The organism is Haloferax sp. DFSO60, assembly GCF_046557615.1.
Classification (GTDB): domain Archaea; phylum Halobacteriota; class Halobacteria; order Halobacteriales; family Haloferacaceae; genus Haloferax.
This window is the reverse complement of sequence record NZ_JBKIII010000002.1, coordinates 437,199-463,457: the sequence shown is the minus strand read 5'-3', so window position 1 is coordinate 463,457 and position 26,259 is coordinate 437,199. Positions and strand designations below refer to the sequence as shown.

The 26,259-nt window shown below is 59.4% G+C and carries 25 protein-coding genes and 1 tRNA gene; 16 read left to right on the top strand and 10 right to left on the bottom strand.

The window, feature by feature from the left end:
- Window positions 1–64 precede the first annotated feature (64 nt).
- From ACK509_RS11805 to ACK509_RS11760, 10 genes are all read left to right on the top strand, one after another.
- Window positions 65–307, top strand: a complete 243-nt coding sequence (locus tag ACK509_RS11805; RefSeq protein ID WP_410766736.1) for a glutaredoxin family protein — start codon at window positions 65–67, stop codon at window positions 305–307.
- Window positions 304–837, top strand: a complete 534-nt coding sequence (locus tag ACK509_RS11800; protein ID WP_410766735.1) for a cob(I)yrinic acid a,c-diamide adenosyltransferase — start codon at window positions 304–306, stop codon at window positions 835–837. Before ACK509_RS11805 ends, ACK509_RS11800 begins: the two co-directional genes overlap by 4 nt.
- A 226-nt stretch (window positions 838–1,063) precedes the next feature.
- Complete coding sequence (locus ACK509_RS11795; protein ID WP_410766734.1) at window positions 1,064–1,315, top strand: hypothetical protein; 252 nt, start codon at window positions 1,064–1,066, stop codon at window positions 1,313–1,315.
- 66 nt (window positions 1,316–1,381) lie between these two features.
- Window positions 1,382–1,456: transfer RNA gene (locus ACK509_RS11790), tRNA-Val, on the top strand.
- Between the two features lie 376 nt (window positions 1,457–1,832).
- Entirely contained in the window at window positions 1,833–2,009 is a 177-nt protein-coding gene (locus tag ACK509_RS11785; protein ID WP_410766733.1) for a DUF5786 family protein, read from the top strand.
- 483 nt (window positions 2,010–2,492) lie between these two features.
- Complete coding sequence (locus ACK509_RS11780; protein ID WP_410766732.1) at window positions 2,493–3,359, top strand: hypothetical protein; 867 nt, start codon at window positions 2,493–2,495, stop codon at window positions 3,357–3,359.
- Window positions 3,360–3,427: 68 nt separating this feature from the next.
- On the top strand, window positions 3,428–4,030 hold the full coding sequence (locus ACK509_RS11775) for a hypothetical protein (protein ID WP_410766731.1): 603 nt from the start codon (window positions 3,428–3,430) through the stop codon (window positions 4,028–4,030).
- Window positions 4,027–4,455 carry a hypothetical protein gene (locus ACK509_RS11770; RefSeq protein ID WP_410766730.1) on the top strand — a complete coding sequence of 143 codons (429 nt, stop codon included), beginning with the start codon at window positions 4,027–4,029 and terminating at the stop codon, window positions 4,453–4,455. The genes ACK509_RS11775 and ACK509_RS11770 overlap by 4 nt, the downstream gene beginning before the upstream one ends.
- 5 nt (window positions 4,456–4,460) lie before the next feature.
- A complete protein-coding gene (locus ACK509_RS11765) occupies window positions 4,461–4,709 on the top strand; it encodes a hypothetical protein (protein ID WP_410766729.1) in 249 nt (82 codons plus the stop codon).
- A 404-nt stretch (window positions 4,710–5,113) separates the two neighbouring features.
- Window positions 5,114–6,295 (top strand): hypothetical protein, encoded by a 1,182-nt coding sequence (locus ACK509_RS11760; protein WP_410766728.1) that lies wholly within the window; start codon window positions 5,114–5,116, stop codon window positions 6,293–6,295.
- Between the two features lie 49 nt (window positions 6,296–6,344).
- On the opposite strand, the gene ACK509_RS11755 is transcribed toward ACK509_RS11760, so the two are convergent.
- From ACK509_RS11755 to ACK509_RS11730, 6 genes are all read right to left on the bottom strand, one after another.
- A complete protein-coding gene (locus tag ACK509_RS11755) occupies window positions 6,345–6,728 on the bottom strand; it encodes a hypothetical protein (protein WP_410766727.1) in 384 nt (127 codons plus the stop codon).
- An 85-nt stretch (window positions 6,729–6,813) separates the two neighbouring features.
- Window positions 6,814–7,497: a haloacid dehalogenase type II gene (locus ACK509_RS11750; RefSeq protein ID WP_410766726.1), complete on the bottom strand. Its 684-nt coding sequence runs from the start codon at window positions 7,495–7,497 to the stop codon at window positions 6,814–6,816.
- 69 nt (window positions 7,498–7,566) lie between these two features.
- Window positions 7,567–9,327, bottom strand: coding sequence for a hypothetical protein (locus tag ACK509_RS11745; RefSeq protein WP_410766725.1), 1,761 nt, complete (start codon window positions 9,325–9,327; stop codon window positions 7,567–7,569).
- A 1-nt stretch (window position 9,328) separates the two neighbouring features.
- The gene (locus tag ACK509_RS11740; RefSeq protein ID WP_410766724.1) at window positions 9,329–11,485 is read right to left on the bottom strand and encodes a hypothetical protein; all 2,157 of its coding nucleotides are present in this window, start codon (window positions 11,483–11,485) and stop codon (window positions 9,329–9,331) included.
- Window positions 11,486–11,488: 3 nt separating this feature from the next.
- Window positions 11,489–13,609, bottom strand: coding sequence for a type II secretion system F family protein (locus tag ACK509_RS11735; protein WP_410766723.1), 2,121 nt, complete (start codon window positions 13,607–13,609; stop codon window positions 11,489–11,491).
- Window positions 13,599–15,800 carry a type II/IV secretion system ATPase subunit gene (locus ACK509_RS11730; RefSeq protein ID WP_410766722.1) on the bottom strand — a complete coding sequence of 734 codons (2,202 nt, stop codon included), beginning with the start codon at window positions 15,798–15,800 and terminating at the stop codon, window positions 13,599–13,601. The genes ACK509_RS11735 and ACK509_RS11730 overlap by 11 nt, the downstream gene beginning before the upstream one ends.
- A 381-nt stretch (window positions 15,801–16,181) precedes the next feature.
- On the opposite strand from ACK509_RS11730, the gene ACK509_RS11725 reads away from it, so the two are divergent.
- On the top strand, window positions 16,182–17,324 hold the full coding sequence (locus tag ACK509_RS11725; RefSeq protein WP_410766721.1) for a CBS domain-containing protein: 1,143 nt from the start codon (window positions 16,182–16,184) through the stop codon (window positions 17,322–17,324).
- A gap of 24 nt (window positions 17,325–17,348) precedes the next feature.
- On the opposite strand, the gene radB is transcribed toward ACK509_RS11725, so the two are convergent.
- Window positions 17,349–18,038 carry a DNA repair and recombination protein RadB gene (gene radB, locus ACK509_RS11720; protein ID WP_410766720.1) on the bottom strand — a complete coding sequence of 230 codons (690 nt, stop codon included), beginning with the start codon at window positions 18,036–18,038 and terminating at the stop codon, window positions 17,349–17,351.
- A 93-nt stretch (window positions 18,039–18,131) separates the two neighbouring features.
- Between radB and ACK509_RS11715 the strand changes: the two genes are divergently transcribed.
- The 3 genes from ACK509_RS11715 to ACK509_RS11705 all read left to right on the top strand — a co-directional run bounded on the left by ACK509_RS11715 (window position 18,132) and on the right by ACK509_RS11705 (window position 20,325).
- Window positions 18,132–18,866 carry a hypothetical protein gene (locus ACK509_RS11715; RefSeq protein ID WP_410766719.1) on the top strand — a complete coding sequence of 245 codons (735 nt, stop codon included), beginning with the start codon at window positions 18,132–18,134 and terminating at the stop codon, window positions 18,864–18,866.
- Window positions 18,867–18,930: 64 nt separating this feature from the next.
- Window positions 18,931–19,881 (top strand): alpha/beta fold hydrolase, encoded by a 951-nt coding sequence (locus ACK509_RS11710; RefSeq protein ID WP_410766718.1) that lies wholly within the window; start codon window positions 18,931–18,933, stop codon window positions 19,879–19,881.
- 42 nt (window positions 19,882–19,923) lie between these two features.
- Window positions 19,924–20,325, top strand: a complete 402-nt coding sequence (locus ACK509_RS11705) for a VOC family protein (RefSeq protein WP_410766717.1) — start codon at window positions 19,924–19,926, stop codon at window positions 20,323–20,325.
- Window positions 20,326–20,342: 17 nt separating this feature from the next.
- Here ACK509_RS11705 and larC read toward each other — a convergent pair whose 3' ends face one another.
- Complete coding sequence (gene larC / locus ACK509_RS11700) at window positions 20,343–21,800, bottom strand: nickel pincer cofactor biosynthesis protein LarC (RefSeq protein ID WP_410766716.1); 1,458 nt, start codon at window positions 21,798–21,800, stop codon at window positions 20,343–20,345.
- 199 nt (window positions 21,801–21,999) lie between these two features.
- Between larC and ACK509_RS11695 the strand changes: the two genes are divergently transcribed.
- Window positions 22,000–24,225 carry a CDC48 family AAA ATPase gene (locus tag ACK509_RS11695; protein ID WP_410766715.1) on the top strand — a complete coding sequence of 742 codons (2,226 nt, stop codon included), beginning with the start codon at window positions 22,000–22,002 and terminating at the stop codon, window positions 24,223–24,225.
- A gap of 101 nt (window positions 24,226–24,326) precedes the next feature.
- A complete protein-coding gene (locus ACK509_RS11690; RefSeq protein ID WP_410766714.1) occupies window positions 24,327–24,500 on the top strand; it encodes a hypothetical protein in 174 nt (57 codons plus the stop codon).
- A gap of 59 nt (window positions 24,501–24,559) precedes the next feature.
- Here the strand turns inward: ACK509_RS11690 and phoU are convergent, their stop codons facing one another.
- Both phoU and pstB read right to left on the bottom strand, forming a co-directional pair.
- Complete coding sequence (gene phoU / locus ACK509_RS11685) at window positions 24,560–25,240, bottom strand: phosphate signaling complex protein PhoU (protein WP_410766713.1); 681 nt, start codon at window positions 25,238–25,240, stop codon at window positions 24,560–24,562.
- Window positions 25,241–25,379: 139 nt separating this feature from the next.
- Window positions 25,380–26,222: a phosphate ABC transporter ATP-binding protein PstB gene (pstB, locus tag ACK509_RS11680; RefSeq protein ID WP_410766712.1), complete on the bottom strand. Its 843-nt coding sequence runs from the start codon at window positions 26,220–26,222 to the stop codon at window positions 25,380–25,382.
- Window positions 26,223–26,259 lie beyond the last annotated feature (37 nt).

Below are 26,259 nucleotides of genomic sequence, written 5' to 3'. Positions count from 1 at the left end.
CGAATCTCACAGACTCGTCCAACACCGTGCAAATCTCTTTGGCGACGGACTCCAAACGACGGGTATGGGAATTATCCTGTACGCGCTGGATGGCTGCCCGTTCTGTGTGAAGGTTCACGACGCACTCGAAGCGAACGACATCGAGTACGAGACAGAGTGGACCGAAGCCCTCCACTCGAAGCGTGACGAGGTGAAGAGAGTGAGTGGCCAACGCGGTGTTCCCGTACTTATCGACGAGGACCACGGCGTGACGATGGCTGAGAGTGCGAATATTCTCCAGTATATCGACCAGACGCTCGCACGATGAAGGTCTACACCGGACGCGGTGACGAAGGACTGACCGACCTTCGCGATATGACGCGCGTGTCGAAGACGAGTCAGCGAATCGAGGCGTACGGCACGGTCGATGAGGTGAACGCCCTCATCGGGACGATTCGCCCGACGGGCTACGACGACGTAGACGAGCGACTGGAGTCGATGCAGAATCACCTGCACGTCATCCAAGCCGACCTCGCAAATCCCGACCCGGACGACGACGACCCGCAGATTCGCGCCGAACACGTCGAGCAACTCGAAGCGTGGATCGACGAGGCCGACGACGAACTCGACCCACTTCGGTCGTTTATCCTCCCGGGCGGGAGCGAGAGCGGAGCGAAGATTCACCACGCACGGGCGGTCTCGCGCCGAGCAGAGCGCCGCGTCGTCGCGCTCGCCACAGAAGAACCAATCAACGAGCAGGTAGTCGCGTACCTCAATCGCCTCTCAGATGCGCTGTTTACCTACGCGCGACTGGTGAACAAGCGCGACGGCGTGCCCGAGTCGGCACCCACGTACTGATAGCGCGGTTGCTTTCGAGCGTAATAGGAGTTCCAGGACGGTCGAACCATGCCCACGGTAACACCGTCCCGGAAGGACAGACGTTTCGGGAGACCCACCTTCTGGTCGGGTTACCCGTGTTTTAGGCACACCTAAGAATTACTAAAATGTGTCGGTTATTCGCAAATTCATGTTACTTGGTACCGAATAACACAACCGTTTTCTTATTCGCCAGAGTATTTGAGGTATGAACCGACACTTCAGTGACGCTCGATACTACTTCGGACGTGGGTTCGACCACCTTTACGCGGGCCTTAAAGAAGAGACTGCACCCCTTCGTCACCGCCTGATGCGTGCTATCGGCCAAGAGCCCGAAGAACCGGAAGAGATGCCACAGACACGGCGTGAACGAGTCGAACACGGTGCCCGACAGGCGGCCACTCGTGGTCGGAAAGTCGCCGGAGACGTGCGCCGTCGCGTCGGCCGAGCGGGCCAATAGTTCGCCCGCGTAATCGGCTCACAACGTAAGTCTTAATTGACGCGCCGGGGTACGGAAAACGTAGCCGGGTTGGTGGTCTAGCCAGGTTATGACGGCTCCTTCACACGGAGCAGGTCGGCAGTTCGAATCTGCCCCAACCCACTTTTCAGAACACTACACGGCGAGTGATGACTCCGTGAGCGAAGGCGAACGGAGTCTCACGAGGAACTACTGCTCTGAAACGTGGTGACGGCAGATTCGAACCAGCGAGCAATGTGCGACACGGAGTGTCGCAGAAAGACGAACGGCGAAGCCGTGAGTCGATTTGCGAGTGAGGTTCACGTGAACGAAGTGAACGTGAAGACACGAATCTGTGTCTCATGAGTACGTGAGATGACTGATTCCAAACTTCGAATCTACCCCAACCCGGTTCCTTTCGATACCCTGTGAAGCCACTCCCATCTCGGGTGTACGGTCACACGTTACACACACCGCCGAAAGCGTGCAGTTCTTCCGTCAGACTCGAAAAACGATGAGTATGGGTTTTGGAAGCTACGACGAGTCCGAGCAGGAGCGGCAGCAGTCGAACGACGACGAGGATGTCGAGGGCGTCAGCGCCCACGAACACGAACACGAGGGGACGGTCAACGTTGAAAGCGACGTCTCGACGGACGCGCTCGTTGAGCGCCTCGGCGAGATAAAGAACGAAGAGTGACCACAGAGCGCTAGTTTTCGTCGTTGAGACGCCGTCGCATCGCTTTTTGTAGGACTGCCTCCAGGCAGTAAATGATATTTGTGAGTTCGAATCTAGCCTATCACTCGGAGTACGGTTCCAGAGAGTACCCAAACCGTTGTAGCAGTCGAGGCGACGGCAACTCTGGTGACAACGAACCAGTGCAGGTTCGACGTGCCGAAAATAATTCAACTATCAAACATTTGGTGTCAGAACATCGTTTCAAAGAGACAATTTTGACGACAAGTTGTGAGACTGCTCTATTCTTCTGATAATTAATTTGGATCGTCCTCGTGGGACGACATTATCCTAAAAATCCGTTTGGAGCTAAAATACAGATGCATTAATCAAAAATAAATTGTGTATTGGTCATATAGTGGGAGGAACGCCAACAGACGTGTAAAACTGTCGAAACAATCTTGGCTGTTTTTCTTGAATGCTACCGTACTTTGTCATTGATTGTACATGAATACAAGAACAGGCGTCGCTGCCGTGTTCATGGCTGTGCTTCTCATCGCTGCATCCGCAGTAGGAATGGGATTCGTTGCAGCAGAGAACACACAGCGCGCCGATTCAACAGCGGGGTTGGCCATCGATAGCGGAGTCTCGATGCAGGCCGACGACGACACAACCAACGAATCGTTCAACGTGTCGGAACTCATCGCACCGGACGAAGCAACAGTCGGTGACACCATCAACGTCACCGCCACCATCACGAATCCGAACGACAATTCCGCGACACAGGAAGTCGAGTACCGAGTGAACGGTGACGTCGTCGAGCGACGGATGGTCGAACTTGACGCCAACGAGGATGCGACGGTGACCTACGAGGTTGATACGAGCGGCTTCGAACCAGGGACCTACATCCACGGTGTCGAAACGCGCGACTACGGTGAGTTGGCGCTCATCGACATCACCGATGAGTCCGGCGATGGTGGTGGTGATGGTGTGGCGGCACGTACGAACGTGCAAATCACCAACGTGCAGGTCACCAACGTGCAGGTCACCAACGTGCAGGTCACCATCATCGAAGCAGACGACGATAACGAAACGAACGAGACGACCACAACGGAGACACCAACGACGACCACAACGACGACTGAGACGCCAACTACCACCACGACCGAGACGCCAACCACTACGACTACAACAACGACTGAAACGACCACCGAAACCGCGACTGAAACGACCACCGAGACAGCGACCGAGACCGCAACTGAAACTCCGACTGAGACGGCCACCGAAACCGAAACTGAAGCGCCGACTGACGACGGTGAGACGCCAACTGATGGTGCCACCACCGAAGCGCCAGACGGGACCGCGACGCCGTAACTACACGGAGCAGGTAGCAGTTCGTCCCACCTATTTTCTGAACCTTCGAAACTCTGAGCGTTGCATCTGTGAGCGGAGCCATCGACGCAGCAGGAGAAGCCCGTAGAATCGAAACTGGTCACGGCCAGTTCGAACCCGGGAGCGAAGTGAACACGGAGCGACCAACGTTCGAATCAGTCCAGCCCTTCCAGAAAGGTCAGCACATAAACACGAGAAAGCATATACCACTTCTCCAAAAACCGATAGAAGAGATGCCACGACGCGCCCTCCAAACCATCCTCGTCGTATCCTTCCTCCTTCTCGCAGGCTGTACGTCGAGCGCTCCGGCGGCGACAACGACCACGAGTCCCGAGCCAGCGGCAGCCCAAACGGCGACGACCACTGCGACCACGACGACCCAAACGACGACGCAATATCCCGACCCGTACGGGATGCAGTACGTCTCGGTAGACGAAATCTCCCCGAGCAACTGCTCGAACGACGAGACCACTTGTGCGACGTTCGAGAACCTCACGTCGGACCAGCAAGCCGTCTTTCGGCGCGCACACAACCAGAGTACCGTGGAATTTCACCCCGACGAGACGAATCCATTCGATTGGAACAACGCCAGTCGCCCCGACTTCGTGAACTACGAAGGAGAGTGGTACTTCGTCCGGGTAGCGATTAGATGAGGTCTGGATACACTCGCCGGGCAGTCGTCTACACAGTTGGAATCTCTCTCGTGGCTGGCTGTACAGGTGACTCCGAAGGAAATTCGACGACACAACAACCACCCGAAAGTACGTCGCTCGCGACGACCACCGAAAGCGAATCGTCGTGGTACCTCTCAGCCGAAGTAGACCCCGAACTCCCGTCGGATGTCGAACCGATTGCGTATCCACAACCACAACAGGAGAACGAACAGGTCACGGGAGTGCTGGACGAAGCGAAGTCAAGTGCAACTCGAGGCGAGTGGGGTGCGCGAATCTGGATTCAGCGGTCGCAAGCCGAGAAAGTGAGGACGGCACTGGAGCCATACACTCCAGAGAACTACTGGACTGCCGTCGTCGAGAGCGACGGGTTCGTGTTTCAGATGGTCGTAGGTAGCGAGGAGTAACCTCGATGAATCGAGACACACTCGTTCAAACGTCGATAGCCATCTTCTTTCTCTGTCTTGCACTCAGCGGCGCGTGGCTGGGGATTTGGAATCAAGACCAAATACAATCCTGTGAAGCACAGTACGACGACGACCCGAACAATTTCGTCGATTGCAAAGACCAGTTTACAGATATCGTCCGAGGAGTCTCACTACTCGGCCTCATCGTCGGGGGCGGAGCGGTCGCGTCAATTCTCTATCGACGCTATCGCTAATTACTCGTCTCAGTGTGTCTCAGTACGAAATTCGAAAAACGAGCCAGACCAATTCAGACGACACAGTACAAGCATCCCACAATCGGTCTTCTGTCACCCACACCATACCTTCACGTATAAAATAGACAAATTCCGGACACATATTCACAGATCATCACTACAAAGAGACAATTTCTCCGAACAGTTGCAGAACAAATGTGTTTTGATGACAATTAATCCAGTCCCTCACGAGGAGAGTATCAATCCACAGTAAATCCAAAATTACCGGATATACGGCGAAATAAGGCATATTTTCGGTTTCAGTCGCAATTCGCAATCGGTGAACAATCAACAAATGTGTAAAACTGTCGAAACAATCTTCGATGTTTTTCTGGACTACTTGCGTACACTGTCACCGGTTAAACATGAAACCACGCACACGCGCAGCGACTGTGTTCGTTGCTGTGTTCCTCATCACCGCATCGATTGCGGGAGTTGGGTTCGTAGCAGCGGGCAACAGCGCACAGAGCCTCGACACACCAACAGAACAGGTTGTCGATGGTCAACCCTTTGCACAGGTAGACGGTGAAGCAAACGAGTCTTTCAACGTGACAAACCTCACCGCTCCAGCGGAAGCAGAGGCCGGTGAGACGATCAACGTGACCGGGGAAATCGAGAACCCGAACGACGTGGAGACGACACAGCCTGTCGAGTTCCGCTTAGAAGGTGACGTCGTCGAGCGACGCAACGTCACGCTTGAAGCGAACGAGACAGCGACGGTGGCCTTCGAAATCGACACGACGGGCCTCGAAGCCGGAACCTACATCCACGGCGTCGAGACAAACGACTTCGGTGAGTTGGCGCTGATCGATATCGTCGAAGAAGGTGATGGCGATGGCGCAGCACCAGCAGATTCGGAAGACGAGGTGGACGAAGATGACGAAGCCGCCGAGCAAGAGACATCGGTCAACTTCGAAGACCAGACCTCAGATGGCTCGTCTGTCATCGTCGCGAGCGCCGTCCTCTCTGAGGGCGGATTCGTCTCAATCCAGAACGAAGACGGCGAGATTCTTGGTGTCTCCAGGTACCTCGAGCCAGGGGAATCGACGAATATCAAAATGTACCTCATCCCGATATTAGAGGAGTCCCAGACGCTCACGGCGACTGCACACCTCGACACGAATGACAACGAGCAAATCGACTACATTGGTCCAGACAGTGAGGAGGACGTCCCGTACGAGGAAGATGGCGAACCGGTGACTGACGACGCGTTCATCACCGTCGAAGAAGAGACGGTGACGCCGACGCCGACTACCACGACGGACAACGAAACGACGACGGATAACGAGACGACAGACAACGAGACGACCACGACTGAGACCGAGACGTCAACTGAAACGACCACGACCGAGACCGCCACGGAAACCGAGACTGAGACAGAAACCACGACCGAAACGGCGACTGAAACTGCCACAGAAACGGAGACTGCAACAGAGACCGCGACCGAGACCGAAACCACGACCGAGACGGCAACTGAAACGGAAACCACGACCGAAACCGAGACTGCGAACGGTGACGGAACGGTGACGACCGACGAAGTGGCGTAAGTACGCCACGTTCGAGTCGGTTACCTTTCGACGCCCGATTTTTCTTCGCTTACGGTGCGACCATTCCACGGATTGCGTTGAGCATCTCGTCCGGAACGACCAGTATGCCGTACCAGACGAGAACGACGACGAGGGCGGTGTATCCGATAGAGATGCCGATGTTACGTGCGAGTGTTCGCGGCGTCGTATCCGGCTCTTCTCCCGTCACCGCCACGACTGCGCCTTTGTGGAGGAGAATGAAACCCAGTACGTTCGTGAGCCAGTAGCCGACGATGATGCCCGGGAGGAACCACTCTCGGACGAAGAAGGCGACGAGAAGGCCGAATGCGTACGCGAGTGGAAGGTTGACCACGAGGTCGTTCCACCACGAGAGCGGCGAGAGAATAAACCCGATAAACGCGACAATTCCCCCGGACGCACGCTTTCTGTCCATTCGTTAGAGTCAACGTGCGAGAAGAATACTGTTCGCACCACTCGCTCGAAAAGTCAGCCACCCGTTGCCGCTCGTGTAACCGCGATTAAACGCCCAGCTGGTCCACCAACTCGGTGAGGTTTGGAACCGTCACGTCTGGTTCCGGACCGAATGGCTCCCACGGCGACGACTTTCTATCGACCCAAACACCTTGCATGCCTGCGTGCTGTGCGCCCATCACGTCGAACCATGCCGCAGTCGCGTGCGCAATCTCGTCGATTGGGGTTCCTGTTCGGGCGGCGGCGTGGCGGTAGAGTTCGACATCGGGCTTGAACGTCTCGACCTCGTCGGCGCTGATGACGCCGTCGAGAAGCGAACCAATATCGGCGTGTTCGACCATCGAATCGAGCATCTCAGGATTTCCGTTGGAGACGACGTAGCACCCATAGCCAGCAGACTGCAATCGTTCGATGGAGTCGCGAACGTCGTCGAACACGTCGAGTTCGTGGTAGACCGAGAGGATGCCGTCGCGGTCAGATTCGGAGACAGAAACGTCGGAGGCGTTGAGTGCGTACTGGAGTGCGGCGCGGTTGACTTCGTAGAAGGGTCGATAGTCGTCGATGTGGTTGCCGACGAAGGTGTATTCGAGCGACCGAGCCCGCCACAGTTTCGAGACGGGTTCGGGGTCAGAAACGTGTTCGGCCAGTGCCTTTTCGGCGGCATCGACATCGACGAGTGTACTGTACGAATCGAACGTAACGGTAGAGACGCGAGTTGGGTCGAACGCCATGCCACGTGCTACGATAGCTCGTGTGTTAATGCTACGCCGGTTGTGCAGTGGGGGAAAGAGACGGGAGACTCAGGCCTCGTCGTCTTCCCAGAGGGTCACGAGGATGACCGCATCCTGCATGTCGAACGCGCTGCTGTACTCGTTCGTCGAACCGAGTTCGAACAGGAAGATGGCCTGGTTGTCGTCCAGTTCCATGGTCGTGCCATCGTCGCTGATGTAGGGGGCGACGAACGCTTCGACGTCATCTTGGCCGTCGAAGCCTTTGATGTCCGGAACGGGGTCGCCGTTGCGGAGTACTCGAACCTGTTTGTCGTCGTCGGCCGAACTCGCAGTGACGTACCCCTCTGCTTCGGCGATGACGACGATACCGTCGCCACCAGTACCGGAGGCGTTGAAGGCGCGTTCTTCGCCGTCGTTGACGTTCTCCCAGTCATCTGGGGCGTACGGCGTCCCACCAACGACGAACGTGACACGGACGGGAACGTCGTACCAGCCAGCCTTGATGGCGCTTCCGAGGAGTTCGAAGTCGCCGGTGAAGTCACCCGAAGGGATGACAGTGCCATCTTCGATGTCGAAGTCTTTCTCTGGGGCCGGGTCGGGGTCGGCGTCTGGACTAGCGTCCGGGTCAGCATCCACATCGGGGTCAGCGTTTCTGACGTTGTAAGAGTCACCGACACCGCGGACTTCGAGGTCAATTGTCGTTGCGGCGGCGGGGCCGCCGACGCCAGCGAGTGAGACAGTGACGTTGTCGGGTTGGATGCTGGTTACGTCGCTGCGAGCGGTGTAGGTAAACCGGGCACGCCCAGATTCGTCAGTGCGGGCGGTGGTCGAACCATCGGGTGCCACAACCGTGCCACCGAGTGGCGTTGGGTTGGCGACCGTAACCTGTGCGCCTGCGGCTGGGGCACCGTATTCGTCGAACGCGCGGACGACGAGCGTCTGATTGCCGCCAGCGGGGACGCCCGCTAAGTCGCCTTCTTCGACGACGAGGTACTTCGCATCGGTCGATTCGAGCGCAGTACCGATGCTGATTCGAGCGATGCGCAGGTCGTAGGTTTGGCCTGCGGCGAGTTCGACAGTGACGGTGTTGGGGTTGCCGTCAGGGACGACACTCGCGTACGGTTCGTCCGCGAGCAAGTCGCCCCACACAGCCTCAGAGAGGCTGGTTGGGACGGTGATGCGGATTGGGGAGCCGTCGTCCGAAACCGGGAGAGGCTCGGTTCGGGTGGAGACAGCACTGAGCGAGACAGTCTCGCCCGCCGTCGTGTGACCATCGAGGTCACCTTCGAGGATGACGAGGTTGACCGTCGTGCCGCTGACGAGCGACTGTCGGTTGACGACGATATCGCCGTCTGCGTCGAGGTAGGAGACCCCCGACTCGATGACGAGCGATTGGCTCTCTCGTTCGGTGTACTGTGGGGCGTAGCGGAGCGTCGTTGCGCCGTCGAAGGTGTAGTTCGTTCCGTTCCAGTAGACAGACTCGGAACCCAGTGCTTTGGCGTTGTCGAGCCTCACCGACTGGGCATCGGACGTGGTGAACACGCCGGTCGAGTCAGGCGGTGACAGTGAGATATACCGGTTTTGGTACGTGAGGTCGGTCTCGACCGCGACGCTGCCCTGCTGGTCGAAGCCAGCCGTGCGGAAGACGGCGCTGTCGAGGGTTGCGAGGTCCGACGAGACCCGAGCGTTGTGTTCTGCTTCGTCGCCCGCAGTCCAGACAGGCGTGCCTGCCATCTGGACGACGGCGATGACCGACACCACGAGGCCGAACGCGAGGATGAGTCCGAGGATTTCGGAGACGCCGCGGGAGTCGCGCGCGAAGCGAGTCACGTTAGACCTCCTCCACTGGCGCGCTGATGTTCACGCTGCCGTCTGCATCGAGCGACGACTGTGGAATCGTGATGCGCGTCGCAGCCGTGATGGTGATGTCACCCTTCGCGGAGATGGATGGCTCACGGCCATCGACCATACCGGCGTCGGACGTGATGATGACGCCAGTTGCGCCTTTCGAGGAGGCGATGTTAGCACCGACGACGTACACGTCGTTTTCGGCGTGGATGTCGATTTCACCGTCGCTGAGCATCACGATGCCGTTGAGGTTGATGCCGCCGGTCGCGGCGTCAACCACGAGGCCGTCGTTGTCTTTGACGCTGCTCATCGCAGCACCAGCGAGATCAACGCCGGTGTCACCGGTGACCAGTACGTCGCCCTTGCCGCTAATGTCGGCGTTGCGGGCACTAACGAACCCGTTGGTCGAATCGACGGTGATGTCCTTCTTGTCTTGGACGGCGGTCAGTCCAGCGCTGTCGAGAGTGATGTCGCCACCGGCAGTCACGATGATATCACCCTGTCCGAGTTGGTTGACAGACGCGCCCGTGAGGTCGGTTCCCCCGTCTGCGCTGATATCGATGTCACCTTTGTAGCCGACAGTGAGGCTCACACCGACCGCTTCGAACGAGCCACCGTTCGCTTCGACGATGATGTCACCATCGGTGTCGTAGGTGGTGATGTCGGTGTGGAGCGAGACTCCCTCACCGCGCAGCGTGACGCTCTTTGTATCTGCATCGGTAATCTTCGTGACACTCGGCGGGACGACGAGACGGTCCGAACCAGCGTCGTAGACGACGTGGCCGTCAGTGCCGGTGTCGTTAATCTGTCTGATAGAGCCGTCTGCGCTCTCGGCGTAGACGTATCCGGGGTCGTAGACGTTCGCAACGAGACCGCGAACGGGGTCTGCAACGCCGTTTTCTCGGACTTGCACACCGAAGGTCATTCGGTCAACTTCTGCCCCCGAAGAGTCCTCGACGAAGATGTCGAACTCGTCTGCGACGACGCCGTTGAGGGAATCTTGTGCGCGGTAGACGAACGTCGCACGACCGTTCGAGTCAGTGACAGTGGAGACAGCGCCGGTGTCGCGTGCGAAGACACGACCATCGGCGTCGTCCACGGTTACAGCGGCGTTCGAGACGGGGTTGTTCTGCTCGTCGCGGATTTCGACGACGATGCGCTGGGTCGCACCTGCGGGGAGAACCTCGTCAGCACCTTCGATATCGACCATGTAGGCGGGTTCCTGAGTGGAGCCAGCGGTGTTGATGCCGACACGCGAGATGTGCAGGTCGTAAGTCTGTCCGGGCTTGAGTTCGACCGTCAGCGTGTTGGAATCCGTGCCGTTGGTGTACGTAATCGACTGGACGTTTGGTTCGTCAGCGAGGAGGTTCTGCCACGTCTCGTTCGAGAGGTGGGTTGGCACCGAGATGGTGATTGGCGTGCCGTCGTCGGTGACGGTGATGTAGTCAGTCCCAGCACTGACGGGGGTTACCGACAGCGTCGATGCATCCGAACTTCCGGTGTTGAAGTCACCTTCGAGGAGGACGAGCGAGATGGTCGTGCCATCGACGAGGCGCTGGGTCGCGCCGACTTCGTTGGTCTCGTTGCCGTTCTCGTAGGCCGTGTACTGGACGAACCCCTCGTGAGCGAGGGTGGGTTGGTTGAGCGTGTTGTAGCTCGGTTGGTAGACGAACGACTGGGAGTCGAACGATTTCGAACTGCCGTCCCAGTACGTGCCAGTCTCACCGGTCGCCACCGCGTTGTCGATGCTGGCGACCTGCTCGTCGGTCATCTTGAGGATGCCGACGCCCGCGGTTGGCGAGACGAAGAACGCGCGGGTTGGGTAGGTAACACTGCCCGCGACCGTCGAACGGCTCATTCGGCCGTCAGCGGCGAGTGAGACACTTTCGTCGAGGGCGGCGAAGTCGGCCTCCGCTTTCGTGAGGTGGTCGAACTCGGCTTGCTGGTTCCACGCGGGAACGGCCGAGACTTGCACCATCGCCAACAGCGAGATGACCAGACCGAACGCGAGGACGGTTCCGAGAACCGCAGATGCGCCTCGCTCGTCACTGCCGAAGTGCGGACTCGTCAGTGAGCGGAGTCCGCGGCAGACGTGCCTGAGGGGCGTTTGAACGTATGAGAGTGATTGTGAGGGGGTCATTTTTTACACCAGTGCGAATGCGACGAGCGCGAGTGCCGACAGCCCGAGCGCGTATTTCAGGCCGCTCAGGGCGCTGTTGTCGGCGAGTTTGCCTGCGAGGAGGCCACTGCCGACTGCTTGGATGAGCGCGGAGTGGAGGAACACCACGTTGTAGCGGTCGATTGGGACCGATGAGATGCCCATCGGGAGGCTCGATGCACCTGCTGAAGTCTCGGGGAGCGACAGTTCGGCGAGGGGCGCGAGGTAGCTCGCACCGAGCATCAGGATGACAAAGAGGTACACGAAGTACCCAATCACCACGATGGCGATGTACGAGCCCATGGCGCGACGGCGCGACTTTTCGAGTTTGTAGCGGTTGCGCGTGTCTTCGGCGGCGACACTCAGGATGCGCGAGAGGTCACCGCTGGTTCGACCACCGCTTGCGATGAGGCGAATAACGCGGGAGAGTTGCGGCACGCGGAGGCGCGCGGCGAAGGCCATGAGCGCCTTGTTCGTGTCGTGGTTCCACGTGATGTCGTTGCGGAGGGTTTTGAGCTCGGACGCCAGCGCACCCGAGGACCAGCGCGAGACGAGCGCGAGCGATTCGGTGAGGGAGATACCCATCTGGTTCGCACTCGACAGCAGGTTGAGCGTGTCGGGGAAGCGGCGTTCGAGGCTCTGTTCGTAGTGGCGGCGAGTCTCGTGGAAGACCATGAGTGGCACCGCGACGATGGCGAACGGAACGATGACGAACCAGAGCGTCGTCCCGTACGGGTCGGCGAACATGGCGTCGAGGGTCGGCGAGGCCAAACCCAGTACCGCGATTGCGACGATTGCCGCGATGGCCGCCGGGACGGTGACGAGCGTCGTCAGGTATGGCTGTTGTTTCAGCAGTTCCAGCGGGTCGTCGACGAGTTCGACGAGGTTGTGGACGACCATCGTGCGGCGGTAGTCGTCCATGCGAACGTCTGCGACGCCGCCGTCGGCGGCGACATCGGCGTTGCCCCAGCGTTCCTCGCGGGCACGCTGTAACTCGTGTTTCGCTACGATGTACGCGTCAGTGAGGACCGTCTGAATCTCTTGGATGACCGTGGTGTCGTCTTTCGTCCGAACCGTGTCCTGCGTGTAGGGCGACGAGAGTACGTCGATGAGCAGGAGGAATATCGCCATCCCGAGTGGGAAGACGAGGTAGCTCAATGCGTACAGTTGGACGAGGGTGTTTCCACCGAGGAAACTGATGACCATCAGCGTCACGATGAGCAGGAGTGGCGCGGCGACGAACGCCGCGACGAACACTTCCGAGAGCATCGAGAGCGTCTCGATGAACTCTTCTTGCTCTTCGCGGGCCTCTTCGAGGTAAGTCGATGATTCCCGGTCGAGGAAGGCGGACACGTCGCCACCGGAGTCGATGACCGACAGGAGGTCGTCGAGGAACTGCTCGAAGTTGAGCGACGGGGTCAGATTGCGCGAGTTGCGCAGCGCGGTGAACAGGTCGTTCCCGAACAGGTCCATGTCGCGGATGATCATCTCGAACTCGCCGGAGACCTCTCCGTAGTCGTCGGCTTCGGCGACGGCGCGGATGACTTCGAGGAAGCTCATGCCACCGTGGCTCAGCGCGTACATGTAGACGATGGCGTGCGGGAGCAGGATGTCGATGTTCCGGCCGCGCATCGTCGCGCGACTCTTGGGGAGGTAGTACCGGGCGTAGTAGGTTCCGAGTGCGAACGCCGCGCCGACCAGAGCCGTCAAGAGGAACCCGAGGACGGGAACCTTCAGGGGGCGCATAGTGTCGGCGAGGTCGGCCGAGACGACCGCCGGGAGCGACAGTCCAGCGAGGACGCCGGTCTGGGCGAGGATGAACGCGACGAGCGTACCGATGAATGCACCACCGAGCGCGGCGAGTGCCGCGAGTTTGACCGACTCGGTAAGGTACACGTCGTAGGTCGTCCCGACGCGGGCCTGGTTCAACCAGCGCTGTAAGTCGCGGTGGGAACCGGGGTTGCGCTTGAAGTACGTCCGGATGTAGCCGTAGCGTTCGCGGAGTTGGCGAATCTCTTCGGGCGATTCCTGAATCGACTCGCGCGGGAAGTACTGCTCGACTTCGTAGTCGGGAAGGGGCATTCCCATCTCTGGGTCAGCGCTCATCTGCGTCCTCCACGACACCGCTGGCGGATTCATCCGCGACGGCGTCGTCAGTCTCTACTTCATCTACTGCGTCGTCCTCGGCATCGACTTCGTCAGTTTCAGCGTTGGCTTCGTCAGCGTCGGCGTCAATCGCTTCGTCGTCTGATTCCGAGGAATCGTCGTCGACGTCTTCGAGGTCGATATCGAAGAGTTCCGATAGAAGGTCGGCCGTCTCTTCGGAGACTTCGACCACTTCCTGACTATCGAGGTCGAATGGCGTGTCGTCAGCGTCGAACTCAGTTTCCGCGTCGTGCCGCGAGTCTGCCTCGGCGTCGGCATCGACTGCGTCATCCGAGTCGTTTGCACCCGAGTCGTCGTCCTCGACGGTGACGAGCGAGGTGTTCTCGTAGACGAGTTCGAGGAGGCCCTGTCTGTCGCGTTCGAAGCGGCGGATGACCGCGGCCACGTCGAGGTAGTGGGTGACTTCTTGGGCGAGCATGTAGCGGAGTACGTCGGCACGAATATCCAGTTCGTACTGGAGTTCGTTCATCGTCCAGCCACGTTCGGTGGCGATGTCGTTGAGGACTTTCGACGACTCGGCTCTGTTGTGCGTGTCGCTCGTGGGGTCGCGGGTGAACGCGTCGGCGAGGGTTACTTCACCGTCTTCGTCCACATCGACGACTTCCGTCACCGCGACGTTGCGGCGAGTTCGGTCGCCGTCGAGGTAGATTTGCTTTTGGACCGAGATGATGTCGAGTTCCGACAGCATCTGCGACGGCACGCCGAGCGGTTCGTTGCGCATGCGGTGGATGACACCCTCCGAGGAGTCGGCGTGGAAGGTGGTGTAGGCGGTGTGGCCCGTCGCAATCGCGTGGAAGAACGTGAGTGCAACGCGTTCTTCCGTGCGAATCTCACCGACGAGGAGGTACTCGGGGCGCTGGCGCAGGGCGGCCTGCAAGAGCGCGTACATCGAAACCTCGCCGCGGCCGTCCGCGGTGAAGGTGTCGCGGGTAACCGACTGAATCCAGTTGTCGTGTGGAAGGGTGATTTCGCGGGTGTCTTCGATAGAGACCACTTTCGCGTGGCCGGGAACGAAGAACGAGACCGCGTTCATCGAGGTGGTCTTGCCTGAGCCAGTCCCACCGGCGAACACCAGCGAGCGGTTGTTCTCGATGGCGAGCCAGAAGTACGCCATCTGTTCGACGCTGAAGGTGTTCGACTGCAGGAGGTCGATTGGCGAGAGCGGTTCGTCCGAGAATTTGCGGATGGTGAAGTTCGACCCGCGGGTGGCGATGTCAGAGCCGAGGGTCAACTGGACACGAGAGCCGTCTGGGAGGCTGGCGTCAACGAGGGGGTCAGAGACCGTGAGTTGTTTGCCTGCGCGCTGTGCGAGGCGAATCGTGAACGACGAGAGGTCACCGTCTTCGAAGCGGATGTTCGACGGCATGTCGCGGTAGGCACCGTGGAAGACGTAGACTGGAATCTCGTCACCGTCGCAGGAGATGTCCTCGATGAGCGGGTCGCGGATGATTGGGTCGATACGACCGTAGTGGATGAAATCCCGCAGGAGGAAGTAGTACAACTTCCAGAGCGAGCCGTCTTCGACGGTTGCGGCGTGGTCGTTGATGATATCGCGCGACTCGTCGTCGAAGACGTCCTCGCGGTCGCCCTCGTGGTCGAGGTCGCGGTAGAGCAGGCTGTTGCGGAGAATCTTCGTCAGGTCGTCGCGCACGAACGATTCGAACGAGTCGAGTGTTGGTTCGGTGACGTGGTAGCGGTGTTCTCGCGCCTGCGAGTCGTACACGATAGAGACGAACGCGAACGGTTTGTTCACCCAGTAGTGCTCGATGTCTTCGACGCCGTCGAGGAACGAGAAGTCGAAGAAACGCTCCTCGATAAACTCGTCCGACGGGGCCGGAGCGAACGCCGTCTCTGGGTTGAGTTCAGCGAAGAACGCTTTGACTTCCCGAAGGACCGCCTCGCGGAGGGTTTCGGGCCGTGGTTCGGACGCTTCGGTCGTCTCTGCTTCGATATCGTCGGTTTCGGGGTCGCCGAACTCGATTCGCTCCGAGACTGGAATGGGGAGTTCTCTCGCGCGTGCGGACATCGCATCGATTCCCGTCGTCGGGACCAGTTCGGTCACACCGCTTCCGTCAGTTCTGACTGACTCATCGTTCTGCTCCGAGTTTGTGTTCATTTTGTCAGATGGCATCATTCTCTGGATACACTGAACGACTGGAAACTGTGTAAGTATGGAGAAGCTATATGTCCGAATCTCACGGGTTAGGGGCTAGTTACCGGCGAATTTAGGACATTCAAGATATCGGGTAAGGATGCGAATTATGACTTCACAAACTCGAAATGACTCATTTAGCAGGCTGATTTGTGCGCCCGGCATGTGTGGGAGACATGAAAAACACGTCAACTTTCGTGTGTTAGCACGAACCATGACAAACAAAACCAGTGACACACTACGTCAGTCGTCCAAATTCGACGCTTCCGCCCCGACAGGGCCTTGCGATTTCATGATTCTCAGACATGAAGAAAAGGGACGAAGCTTCAAGACAGGACGGGTTGTATATGAAAATGTATTATGGATATTGCTGATATCGCGACTCCCGATTACGTCGAGGTCAATGCCACCGAGCGATTAGGCAAGGTCCGCTCTCTCTTTGAGCGTGAAAATCCGAAGGGTATCATCGTGATGGATGATGGTGACTACGCGGGGGTTATCGGTGAGAAACAGCTCATCAACTCGCACGTCGAAGACAACACCAAAGCCGCGGCGCTGATGAAGCCCGCACCCAAAATCGACCGTCACGAGAACGTGCGCGAAGTCGCGCGTATGCTCGTCGAAGGCGATACGAAAATCGCGCCAGTCTACGAGAACGGAGACCTCTACGGCATCGTCACGCAGGATGCCATTCTCGAAGCCGTCCTCGAAAATCTGGACGCGCTCACCGTCGAGCAAATCTACACGGACGACGTGATTACCATCGGCGAGCGCGACCACCTCGGGCAAGCCATCCACAGCCTCCGCGAAAACGGTATCTCGCGGCTCCCGGTCGTCAACGGCGACAGCCGACTGGCTGGTGTCTTGACCACTTACGACCTCGTCGAGTTCATGGTGCGCGACGAGGGCCGACAGGGCAAACAGGACCGCCGTGGCGACATCGACCGGATGCTCGACTTGCCGGTCTACGACCTCATGACGAGCCCCGCGCTCACCGCGACGCCCGCGGAATCGGTGCGCGATGCGGTCGCTCGCATGCTCGAAAACGACATCGCCGGTCTCGTCATCACTCCTGCCGACGACGACGGCGAGGTACTCGGTGTCCTCACCAAGACGGACATCCTCCGCGCGCTCACTTACACCGAACAAGAGCGCATGGACGTGCAGGTCACCAACATCGACCTGCTCGAAACGCTCACCCGCGAGAACATCATCAACGCAATCACCGAGGTTGCCGACAAGTACCAGCGGATGAACGTCATGCACGCGCACGTTCGCTTCCACGAGCACAAGGAGAAACTCCGCGGCACGCCGCTCATCCAGTGCCAGATTCGACTCCGCACGAGTCACGGCCAACTGGCAGGCAGTGGGGAAGGCTACGGTTCAGAACACGCGTTCCACGTCGCACTCGACAAGCTCGAACGCAACGTCCTCGAACAGAAAGGGTTCGAAGCAGACGAACGCTACCGTGGTCAACTGCTCCGTAAACTGAACGAACTCTAAGTCGAAATTGCAGAATCCGCTTTTTTAGAACTCAGTACCCGCCAGCCCGCGGTCCGTGATTTTGAACGTCGCCGTCTCACCGGCGGGCTTGGCGCGGTGTTTTTCGAGCGTCGCCCGGCGGTTGCCGCCGCGGAAGCGGTCGAGTCGAAGAACTGTCCCGGTCCAGTGTTCGAGCGTGTGGCCGCCGAGTGCGCGGGTTCGGTCCGTGTCGGGGTCCGAATAGACCTGATTCGTCAGAACGACTGCGAGGTCGTGTTTGCGGGCGAGCGACAGCAGATGCGTCACCTGACGGGCGACGCGACGGAGCGATTCACCGCCGTCACCGTCGGCGGTTCGTTCGAGTCGGTAGAAGCCAGTCGCCGAATCGACGACGATGAGGTCGGCTCGTTCGACGAACTCCTCGGCGTCGCGGACGGCCGCCTCCTGGTCTTCGAAATCGAACGCCTCGCTAATCATGAGTCGGGAGGTGACGCCCTCGACGTCACCCGGTGCGACGGCTTCAGCGAGTTGGCGGAAACGGTCGATAGACAGTCCCTCCGTATCGATGTAGACGACGGTTCCGCCCGCAGCGGCGACGCGAACGGCCGCCGACAGCGCGACGTTCGTCTTGCCTGCGGCAGGCGGCCCGTACACTTGCGTGACGGTCCCTCGCTCGAACCCACCGTTGAGCAGGTTGTCGAGCGGCGAACACCCGGTCGAGACTGGCTCTGTCACACCGGAGGGTCCGCGCTACCACCCGAAAAAGCCCCCGGTCCGTGGAGGGAGAATCCACGATACCCTTTATCTTGCAGGTCACCAACGTCACGTGTGATTGTCGTCGCCACCGCGGACTTCGAACTGTATCACGAAGCCGTCGCTGAATTACGAAATCGAGGTGTCGATTTTACCACTGTCGAACCCGGCGACCCACTTCCCGAGCGGACGACCGTTCTCATCACCGGACCAGACGATGACGTGAGTGAGACGGATATCTCGCGTGTGACCGCGAGTGGCGACGAGGCACGTCGTGCAGTGGACGAAGCACTCGCACTCCTTCGCGGCGGCGACGGGCGGACGATTATCGGTATCGACCCCGGAACCAGACCGGGTATCGCAGTCCTCGCGGGCGAGACGATTGTCGCCGCGTTCCACGTTCCGCTCGCGGATGCAGTGTCGGTCATCGAACGCGAGGCGAAAGACGCCATCGACCCACTGGTCCGCATCGGTGACGGCGCACGACTGCAAGGCGCGAAACTCATCAACGAACTCCAAGGCATTCCCATCGAACTCGTGGATGAAACTGGGACGACGCCGTATCTCGGCACCGGCGCGCGAGGCATGGGCGACGTTCTCGCCGCAGTCAACATCGCACAGATGGCGGGTGAACCAATCGAGTCGCGGGAGATTACGCCGACCGATGGCGAACTCCAACGAATCAAATCTCGCTCCCGCGAGGAATCCGAAGACAATCGAACCATCGACGAAGAACTAGCCCGGCGCGTCGCGGCCGGAGAGTTAGATATCCACGAGGCGCTCGACGAACACCGTGAGCGAGATTCCTAATAGTTGGATAGTGCGCTCTGTGAGAAATTGATTTCATGCCGTTTGCGCGCGTAGTTCTCCTACCATGACATCCATGAGCAAGCGCGCACTCGACAAGGCCGTCGAAGATTTCGACAGTCTCGGGGCGACCCACATCGGAACCGACTGGGTAGACCGGTCGGCATACCCCTTCGAATCCAAGTGTCTCGGCCTCTCTGACGGAGCAGTGCATTACGTCGATGAAGGCCCCGACGGCGGCGGGCGCGGGACACTGCTCATGCTGCACGGAAATCCGACGTGGTCGTTTCTGTATCGCCACCTGATTCGACACCTTCGCGGCGAGTACCGCTGTATCGCGCTCGATTACCTCGGGTTCGGGCTTTCGGAACGCCCGCCCGGATTCTCCTATCTCCCCGAAGACCACGCCGACGTCGTCGAGGAGTTCATCGAAGCGTTGGGACTGGAGGATGTCGTCCTCGTCGTCCAAGACTGGGGCGGCCCAATCGGACTCTCGTACGCTATCGACCATCCCGAGAACGTCCGCGGACTCGTCGTGATGAACACGTGGATGTGGCCGGTCGGTGACGACCCACATTTCAGTCGATTCTCGCGTCTCCTCGGCAGTCGAGTCGGTCGCCTCCTCTGCGAGCGATTCGACCTCTTCACGCGCGTAGTGATGCCGATGGGCTTCGCCGACCGGTCGGCGTTCACTCCGCAAGCACGAGCGCAGTATCTCACTGCGAACCGTGCCGGGCGGACGGCAACCGGCGTGTTCCCGCAGGCGATTCTCACCTCGTCGACGTGGCTCTCGTCGCTGTGGGAGCGCCGCGAACACATCGCCGACATTCCAACACGACTCATCTGGGGGATGGAAGACCGGGCGTTTCGACCCGCCGAATTGCGGACGTTCGAAAGCCTCTTCGAGAATTCGTCCACCGTGAGACTCCACGGTGTCGGCCACTACGTGCAAGAAGAGTTCGGCGTGAAACTCATGCCTCTCGTCCGGAGTTTCCTCGATGATTTAGAAGAGACGTAGCTGCTCGCACTATTTATCAAGAATCCAAGACTCTATTCTCGAATGGACCCTCGAATCACAGTCGTAACCCTCGGCGTCTCTGACCTCGACGCGTCGATTGAATTCTATCGAGACGGTCTCGGACTCCCGCTCCGTGACCGCGAACCGGACAGCGACATCGCCTTTTTCACCCTCGAAGGGACGTGGCTCGCACTCTATCCGAGAGAACTCCTCGCCGAAGATGCAACCGTTCCAGCGGAGGGCCATGGGTTTTCAGGCGTCACAGTTGCGCACAACGTCTCCACGAAAGCGGCCGTCGAGGAGGTACTCAAGGAGGCGGAAGCCGCTGGTGGGAAAATCGTCAAAACAGCCCAAGAGGTGTTCTGGGGAGGGTACTCGGGCTACTTCGCCGACCCCGACGGTCACCTGTGGGAAGTCGCGTATCCGACGCTCTCAGACGACTGAGTAGGGGTAGTGGTCTCTTACTGGTCAGTCACGACTGCATCCACTGCTCTTCTCATCACTTCCCGAACCGCGAGGCCGGTCTCTTGGGCGACTGCGAGCGCGTCGTCGAACTCGGCGCTCCGGTCGTAGATAGTACCGTCGGCGTCGCTGGCGACTTTCACGGTTACGTCGTAGCTCTTGCCGTCGATTTCCAGTGTGGCCGTCTCGAACTCGCGGTGGGCGGTCCAGCGGTGGCCCGCGCCGTGTTCGCGGATTCCCAACGTCCCGGTCTCGACGGCGAGACGGTAGGCGACGCGCTCGACGTCTTCGGGGCGGACGATGACCTTCACGAGGTGGCCGGGTCGGGCTTTCTTCATCGTCGTCGGCAGGATGGTCACGTCGCGCGCACCGGCGTCTTTGAGCGTCGATTGGAGACTGCCGAGGATTTCGGGCGTGGCGTCGTCGAGGTTCGTTTCGAGGACGGTGATTTCGTCGCGGACGAGACGCGAACCCCCGTCGCCGACGAGCGCACGGAGGACGTTCGGATGGTCCGGAAAGTCCCACCCACCCGCACCGTACCCCGATGCCGAGACGTTCATCGATGGGAGCGTTTCGACGCCTTCGGCGATGTGAGCGAGGATGGCCGCGCCGGTTGGTGTGAGCAGTTCGGCTTCGACCGGGCCGCCGCGAATCGACCAGTCGGCCTGTTCGACCACGTTGAGGACGGCGGGTGCGGGAACGGGATAGGTTCCGTGACTCATCGAGGCGTCGCCGCCGCCGACCGAGACGGGAGCGGTCACGACGCGCTCGACGTCGAGGTCGGAGAGGAGGAGACACGCACCCACAACGTCGGCGATGGCGTCGTCGGCACCGACTTCGTGGAAGTGCGTCTCTTCGAGGTCAGTCCCGTGGACCTCCGATTCGGCCTCACCGAGGATACGGAAGATTGCAGTTGCGTCTTCGACGATGGGTTGGGGAAGGTCCATCGACTCCACGAGTTCGACGACCTCTGGGTAGGTTCGGTGGGGACCGTGGCCTTCTGCGTGGGTGTGTTGGTGCGAGTGGTCGTGGTGGTGGTGATGGTGGCCGTCGCCGTGGCCGTGGGTGTGTTCGTCGCCCTGGTCGTGATGATGCTCGTCGTGCGAGTGGGCGTGGAAGTGGCCTCGCACGCGACTCCGCCGACGGTCCTCGTCTGGGTCGTCACTGTCCGACTCGTCGGCGTCCGCTGAGACATCAGTCTCAGTGTCGCTGTTCTCCTCGTCGAAGTCGCTATCGTGGCCTTCACCTCGTGGGTCGCCACCGTCAGTTTCGGAGAGGAAGACATCGACTTTCGTCGCCACGATGCCGTTCTTCTCGACGTCGTGGATGCGGTAGGTCACACCGAGGGCGTCTTCGACGGGCGAAAGAACGTCGGGGTCGGCCCCTGCCGCGACGAGTGCGCCGAGGAGCATGTCCCCACTCGCACCCATCCGGCCATCGAACGCAAGGAATCTCATATTCGTTTTGTCGTTTTCGAGGGGTAAAAACGCCCGGCATCGTGGTGTTCATCGAGTGCCGCAGTCGCTAGGGATTAATACTTGTCCAACCTAGAGTGTGCTACGCTGTGACTAGGTGCGGTCAGTTGCCCCGAATGCGGTTCGGGGAAGAACTTATCCGGTGGCCTCTCCGAGATATCAGCATCCCCGCGAGCAAATCATGAACGAAGTCCAACTCGAAGTGGCGAAAGCGTACCCGAACGACTCGGGTCGCGGTATCGCCCGTCTTGACCCGGACACCCTACTCCATCTCAAGCTCTCGCCGGGAGACATCATCGAGATTGAAGGAGGGAAGAAGACCGCCGCCAAAGTGTGGCGGGCAGACCGGCAAGACTGGAATACGGATACGGTCCGCATCGACGGGTTCACGCGACAGAACGCCGACGTCGGTATCGGCGAACGCGTGACCATCCGAAAAGCCGAGGCTAAGAAGGCCGACCGACTCGTACTGGCCCCGCCCGAAGAGGCGAGCGTCCAGTTCGGCTCCGACGCCGCAGGCATGGTCAAACGGCAGATTCTGAAGCGCCCCGTGGTCGAACGCGACATCGTCCCGGTGATGTCCAGTACGAACCACCCATTCATGCGGTCGCCCGGGCAGGCGATTCCGCTCATTGCAGTCGAATCCAAGCCCGAAGGCGTCGTCCTCGTCACCGAGGATACCGACGTCGAACTGCGCGAAGAGCCGATTTCAGGGTTCGAAAAGACCGGCAGCGGAATCACCTACGAGGACATCGGTGGGCTGACCAACGAGATTCAGCGCGTCCGCGAGATGGTCGAACTGCCGATGAAGCACCCGCAGATATTCAAGAAACTCGGCATCGAGCCGCCGCAAGGGGTGCTTCTCCACGGGCCGCCGGGTACGGGGAAGACCCTGCTCGCGCGCGCCGTCGCCAACGAAACCTCGGCCAGTTTCTTCTCTATCGCTGGCCCGGAGATTATCTCTAAATATTACGGTGAATCTGAACAGCAACTCCGCGAAATCTTCGAGGACGCGAAAGAGGAGTCCCCGAGTATCATCTTCATCGACGAACTCGACTCCATCGCGCCCAAGCGCGAAGACGTAACCGGCGAAGTCGAACGCCGCGTCGTCGCCCAGTTGCTGACGATGATGGACGGCCTCGAAGCCCGTGGCCAAGTTATCGTCATCGCGGCGACGAACCGCGTCGATTCGGTTGACCCGGCACTCCGTCGTCCCGGCCGATTCGACCGTGAAATCGAAATCGGCGTGCCGGACGAAGAAGGCCGCAAAGAGGTCCTCCAAATCCACACCCGCGGCATGCCGCTGTCGGACGACGTTGACCTCGACGTCCTCGCCGACGACACCCACGGCTTCGTCGGTGCCGACATCGAAGCACTGACCAAAGAGGCCGCGATGAAGGCACTGCGCCGGTACTTGCCCGAAATCGACCTCGACCGTGAGGACATTCCACCGAGCCTCATCGACCGGATGGTGGTCAAACGCGAGGACTTCAACGGCGCACTCGGCGAAGTCGAACCGAGTGCGATGCGCGAGGTACTCGTCGAGATTCCGAAGGTCACGTGGGACGACGTCGGTGGACTCGAAGAACCGAAACAGAAGGTCAAAGAGAGCGTCGAATGGCCGCTGACGTCGCCAGATAAGTTCGCTCGGATGGGTATCGAACCACCGAAAGGCGTGCTTCTGTACGGGCCGCCCGGAACGGGCAAGACGCTGATTGCGAAAGCGGTCGCCAACGAGACGAACGCCAACTTCATCTCGGTTCGCGGCCCGCAACTGCTCTCGAAGTGGGTCGGTGAGTCCGAGAAGGCGATTCGCCAGACGTTCCGCAAGGCGCGGCAGGTCTCGCCGACCATCATCTTCTTCGATGAGTTGGACGCCCTCGCGCCCGCCCGTGGCAACGACATGGGCAACAACGTCTCCGAGCGCGTCGTCAACCAACTCCTGACCGAGTTGGATGGATTGGAAGATGCCGGGAACGTCATGGTCATCGCGGCGACGAACCGCCCGGACATGATCGACCCCGCGCTCATCCGCTCGGGTCGGTTCGACCGACTGGTGCTCATCGGCCAACCCTCTGAGGAAGGCCGCGAGCAGATTCTCGACATCCACACCCAGCAAAGCCCGCTGGCCCCTGACGTGAGCCTCCGCGAAATTGCAGAGATTACGGATGGCTATGTCGGTTCGGACCTCGAATCCATCTGCCGTGAGGCCGCAATCGAAGCCCTCCGTGAGAACGACAGCGCCGAGGAAATCGAGATGCGCCACTTCCGCAAGGCGATGGAATCGGTCCGACCGACTATCACCGAGGACCTGATGAGCTACTACGAACAGATTCAAGACCAGTTCAAAGGCGGTGCCCGCGAAGGCTTCACCGACACCCGCGACGGCCGTATCGGCTTCCAGTAAGCCGCCTTCGATTTTTCTTCGACTCGTCGCGTGCGGTCGTTCTCGACTGTGGCAATCTAGTGAGCCAACAGTGCTTTGCGTGTTCAAATATCCTTGACACTATGGGTCAGGACGAGCCGAACATCAAGGCGCTATTTCTAGGTACACAACTGACACTGCTGGCGATTTTTCTCGTGGTGCTAGGGCGAGTCGTGACACTCTGGACGCTTATCGGAACTGGCATCCTCCTCGCTGGACTCGGGTCTCTGACCGTGTTCCGCGAAGTCCACCGATAGCGGTCGCTCGCGGGAGTAGAGCCGAAAGAGGAGTGAGTTAAAATTAGAACGCTGGAACCTTAGAACAACAACGAGTCGTCGTTGTCGAGCATGTAGAGCGTGCGAGCGGCGATGTTGACCGCGTGGTCGCCGACGCGTTCGAGGTCACGAACCGTCAGGAGCAGGCGACGCACGTCCACGAGGAACTCTTCGACGTCGATGTCGCCATCGCCTTCGAAGTCGTCGCTCGTCATGATGTCACGAACGATGGTTTCGGATGCGGTATCGCACATGTCGTCGAGCTCGTCGTCGTGTTCGGCGACCGAGAAACACAGGTCCGAATCTTTGGTGTCGTAGGCGTCCATCGCCTGGTCGACCATATCGAGTGCAGCGTCACCGATACGCTGGATATCGACCTCAGTGTAGAGGTCACCCTCGGCGTCGATGGCGTACTGTGCGAGGTTGGTCGCGAGGTCACCGATTCGTTCGAGGTCGGTGATGATTTTGAACGACGATGCGATGAATCGCAGGTCGCTCGCGACAGGCTGTTGGAGTGCGATGAGGTCGATACAGTCTTTTTCGAGGTCGAGGTAGATGCGATTGATTTCGTGGTCTCCCTCGATGATTTCCTGTGCCTTCTGCACGTCTTTGTCTTCGAGTGCTGCAAGCGCCCCACGGACACGCTCTGCGACGAGTTCGCTGAGGTACAGGACGTCCTCCCGCAGTTCTTGGAGGCTCTTTTGGTAGCTTTGTCGGGACATGTCTCGTATTGCGCGCTTATTCGGTTAAAAGGTTGCCCTCGTCTCCCTATTGCTATGTAGCACTATTTACTTACAAGAGGGATCGATTCAGTAGCCATCTCAGTGGCTACAAAACACGAAAAGTGAGCCGGACCGCGTGTTATCCGAACTTGCCCGTGATGTAGTCTTCGACGCGCTGGCTCTCGGGGTTCTCGAAGATTTTCTGCGTGTCGTCGAACTCGACGAGTTCGCCACCGGTGAGGAACACCGCGGTCTTATCGGAGATACGGGCGGCCTGCTGCATGTTGTGGGTGACGATGATGACAGTGTAATCTTCGGCGAGTTCCTCGACGAGGTCCTCGATTTGCGAGGTTGCAACGGGGTCGAGTGCCGAAGCAGGTTCGTCCATCAGGATGACTTCCGGGTCGGGCGCAATCGCGCGTGCGATACAGAGGCGCTGTTGTTGCCCACCGGAGAGTTCGAGACCGGATTCGTCGAGGCGGTCTTTGACTTCGTCCCAGAGTGCGGCCCGCTTGAGCGAGCGTTCAACGATTTCGTCGTGGTCGCCCTCGATGTTCTGGATGTTCAGGCCGTACGCGACGTTATCGTAGATGCTCTTCGGGAACGGGTTGGGCTTCTGGAAGACCATTCCGACGCGACGACGGAGTGCTACGGGATCGACGTCGTCATCGTAGACGTTCTTGCCACGAATCGAGAGGTCACCTTCCACACGTGCGCTGTCGATGAGGTCGTTCATTCGGTTGATACACCGAAGGAACGTCGATTTCCCACACCCGGATGGCCCCACCATCGCAGTGACGCTGTTTTCGGGGATATCCATCGAGATGTCGTGCAGGGCTTGGTCAGAGCCGTACCACACGTTGACGCCGCGGGCACGAACGATGGTGTCTCGGTTGGTCAAATCGGGCGATTCGGACATGCCCTCGGTAATGTCCGTTTCGATGAGCATGTCGTCCGTCGTCGGGTCCTCTGTATTGGTCATTTGCGGCGATTCGGATTCTGGTTGGTTGTTTTGGCTC

Excerpts from the sequence above, each read along its gene's own strand:
- ACK509_RS11805 (WP_410766736.1), top strand. The coding sequence starts at position 65 with ATGGGAATTATCCTGTACGCGCTGGATGGCTGCCCGTTCTGTGTGAAG.
- ACK509_RS11800 (WP_410766735.1), top strand. The coding sequence starts at position 304 with ATGAAGGTCTACACCGGACGCGGTGACGAAGGACTGACCGACCTTCGC.
- ACK509_RS11795 (WP_410766734.1), top strand. The coding sequence starts at position 1,064 with ATGAACCGACACTTCAGTGACGCTCGATACTACTTCGGACGTGGGTTC.
- ACK509_RS11785 (WP_410766733.1), top strand. The coding sequence starts at position 1,833 with ATGGGTTTTGGAAGCTACGACGAGTCCGAGCAGGAGCGGCAGCAGTCG.
- ACK509_RS11780 (WP_410766732.1), top strand. The coding sequence starts at position 2,493 with ATGAATACAAGAACAGGCGTCGCTGCCGTGTTCATGGCTGTGCTTCTC.
- ACK509_RS11770 (WP_410766730.1), top strand. The coding sequence starts at position 4,027 with ATGAGGTCTGGATACACTCGCCGGGCAGTCGTCTACACAGTTGGAATC.
- ACK509_RS11765 (WP_410766729.1), top strand. The coding sequence starts at position 4,461 with ATGAATCGAGACACACTCGTTCAAACGTCGATAGCCATCTTCTTTCTC.
- ACK509_RS11760 (WP_410766728.1), top strand. The coding sequence starts at position 5,114 with ATGAAACCACGCACACGCGCAGCGACTGTGTTCGTTGCTGTGTTCCTC.
- ACK509_RS11755 (WP_410766727.1), bottom strand. The coding sequence starts at position 6,728 with ATGGACAGAAAGCGTGCGTCCGGGGGAATTGTCGCGTTTATCGGGTTT.
- ACK509_RS11750 (WP_410766726.1), bottom strand. The coding sequence starts at position 7,497 with ATGGCGTTCGACCCAACTCGCGTCTCTACCGTTACGTTCGATTCGTAC.
- ACK509_RS11740 (WP_410766724.1), bottom strand. The coding sequence starts at position 11,485 with ATGACCCCCTCACAATCACTCTCATACGTTCAAACGCCCCTCAGGCAC.
- ACK509_RS11735 (WP_410766723.1), bottom strand. The coding sequence starts at position 13,609 with ATGAGCGCTGACCCAGAGATGGGAATGCCCCTTCCCGACTACGAAGTC.
- ACK509_RS11730 (WP_410766722.1), bottom strand. The coding sequence starts at position 15,800 with ATGCCATCTGACAAAATGAACACAAACTCGGAGCAGAACGATGAGTCA.
- ACK509_RS11725 (WP_410766721.1), top strand. The coding sequence starts at position 16,182 with ATGGATATTGCTGATATCGCGACTCCCGATTACGTCGAGGTCAATGCC.
- ACK509_RS11710 (WP_410766718.1), top strand. The coding sequence starts at position 18,931 with ATGACATCCATGAGCAAGCGCGCACTCGACAAGGCCGTCGAAGATTTC.
- ACK509_RS11705 (WP_410766717.1), top strand. The coding sequence starts at position 19,924 with ATGGACCCTCGAATCACAGTCGTAACCCTCGGCGTCTCTGACCTCGAC.
- larC (WP_410766716.1), bottom strand. The coding sequence starts at position 21,800 with ATGAGATTCCTTGCGTTCGATGGCCGGATGGGTGCGAGTGGGGACATG.
- ACK509_RS11695 (WP_410766715.1), top strand. The coding sequence starts at position 22,000 with ATGAACGAAGTCCAACTCGAAGTGGCGAAAGCGTACCCGAACGACTCG.
- ACK509_RS11690 (WP_410766714.1), top strand. The coding sequence starts at position 24,327 with ATGGGTCAGGACGAGCCGAACATCAAGGCGCTATTTCTAGGTACACAA.
- phoU (WP_410766713.1), bottom strand. The coding sequence starts at position 25,240 with ATGTCCCGACAAAGCTACCAAAAGAGCCTCCAAGAACTGCGGGAGGAC.
- pstB (WP_410766712.1), bottom strand. The coding sequence starts at position 26,222 with ATGACCAATACAGAGGACCCGACGACGGACGACATGCTCATCGAAACG.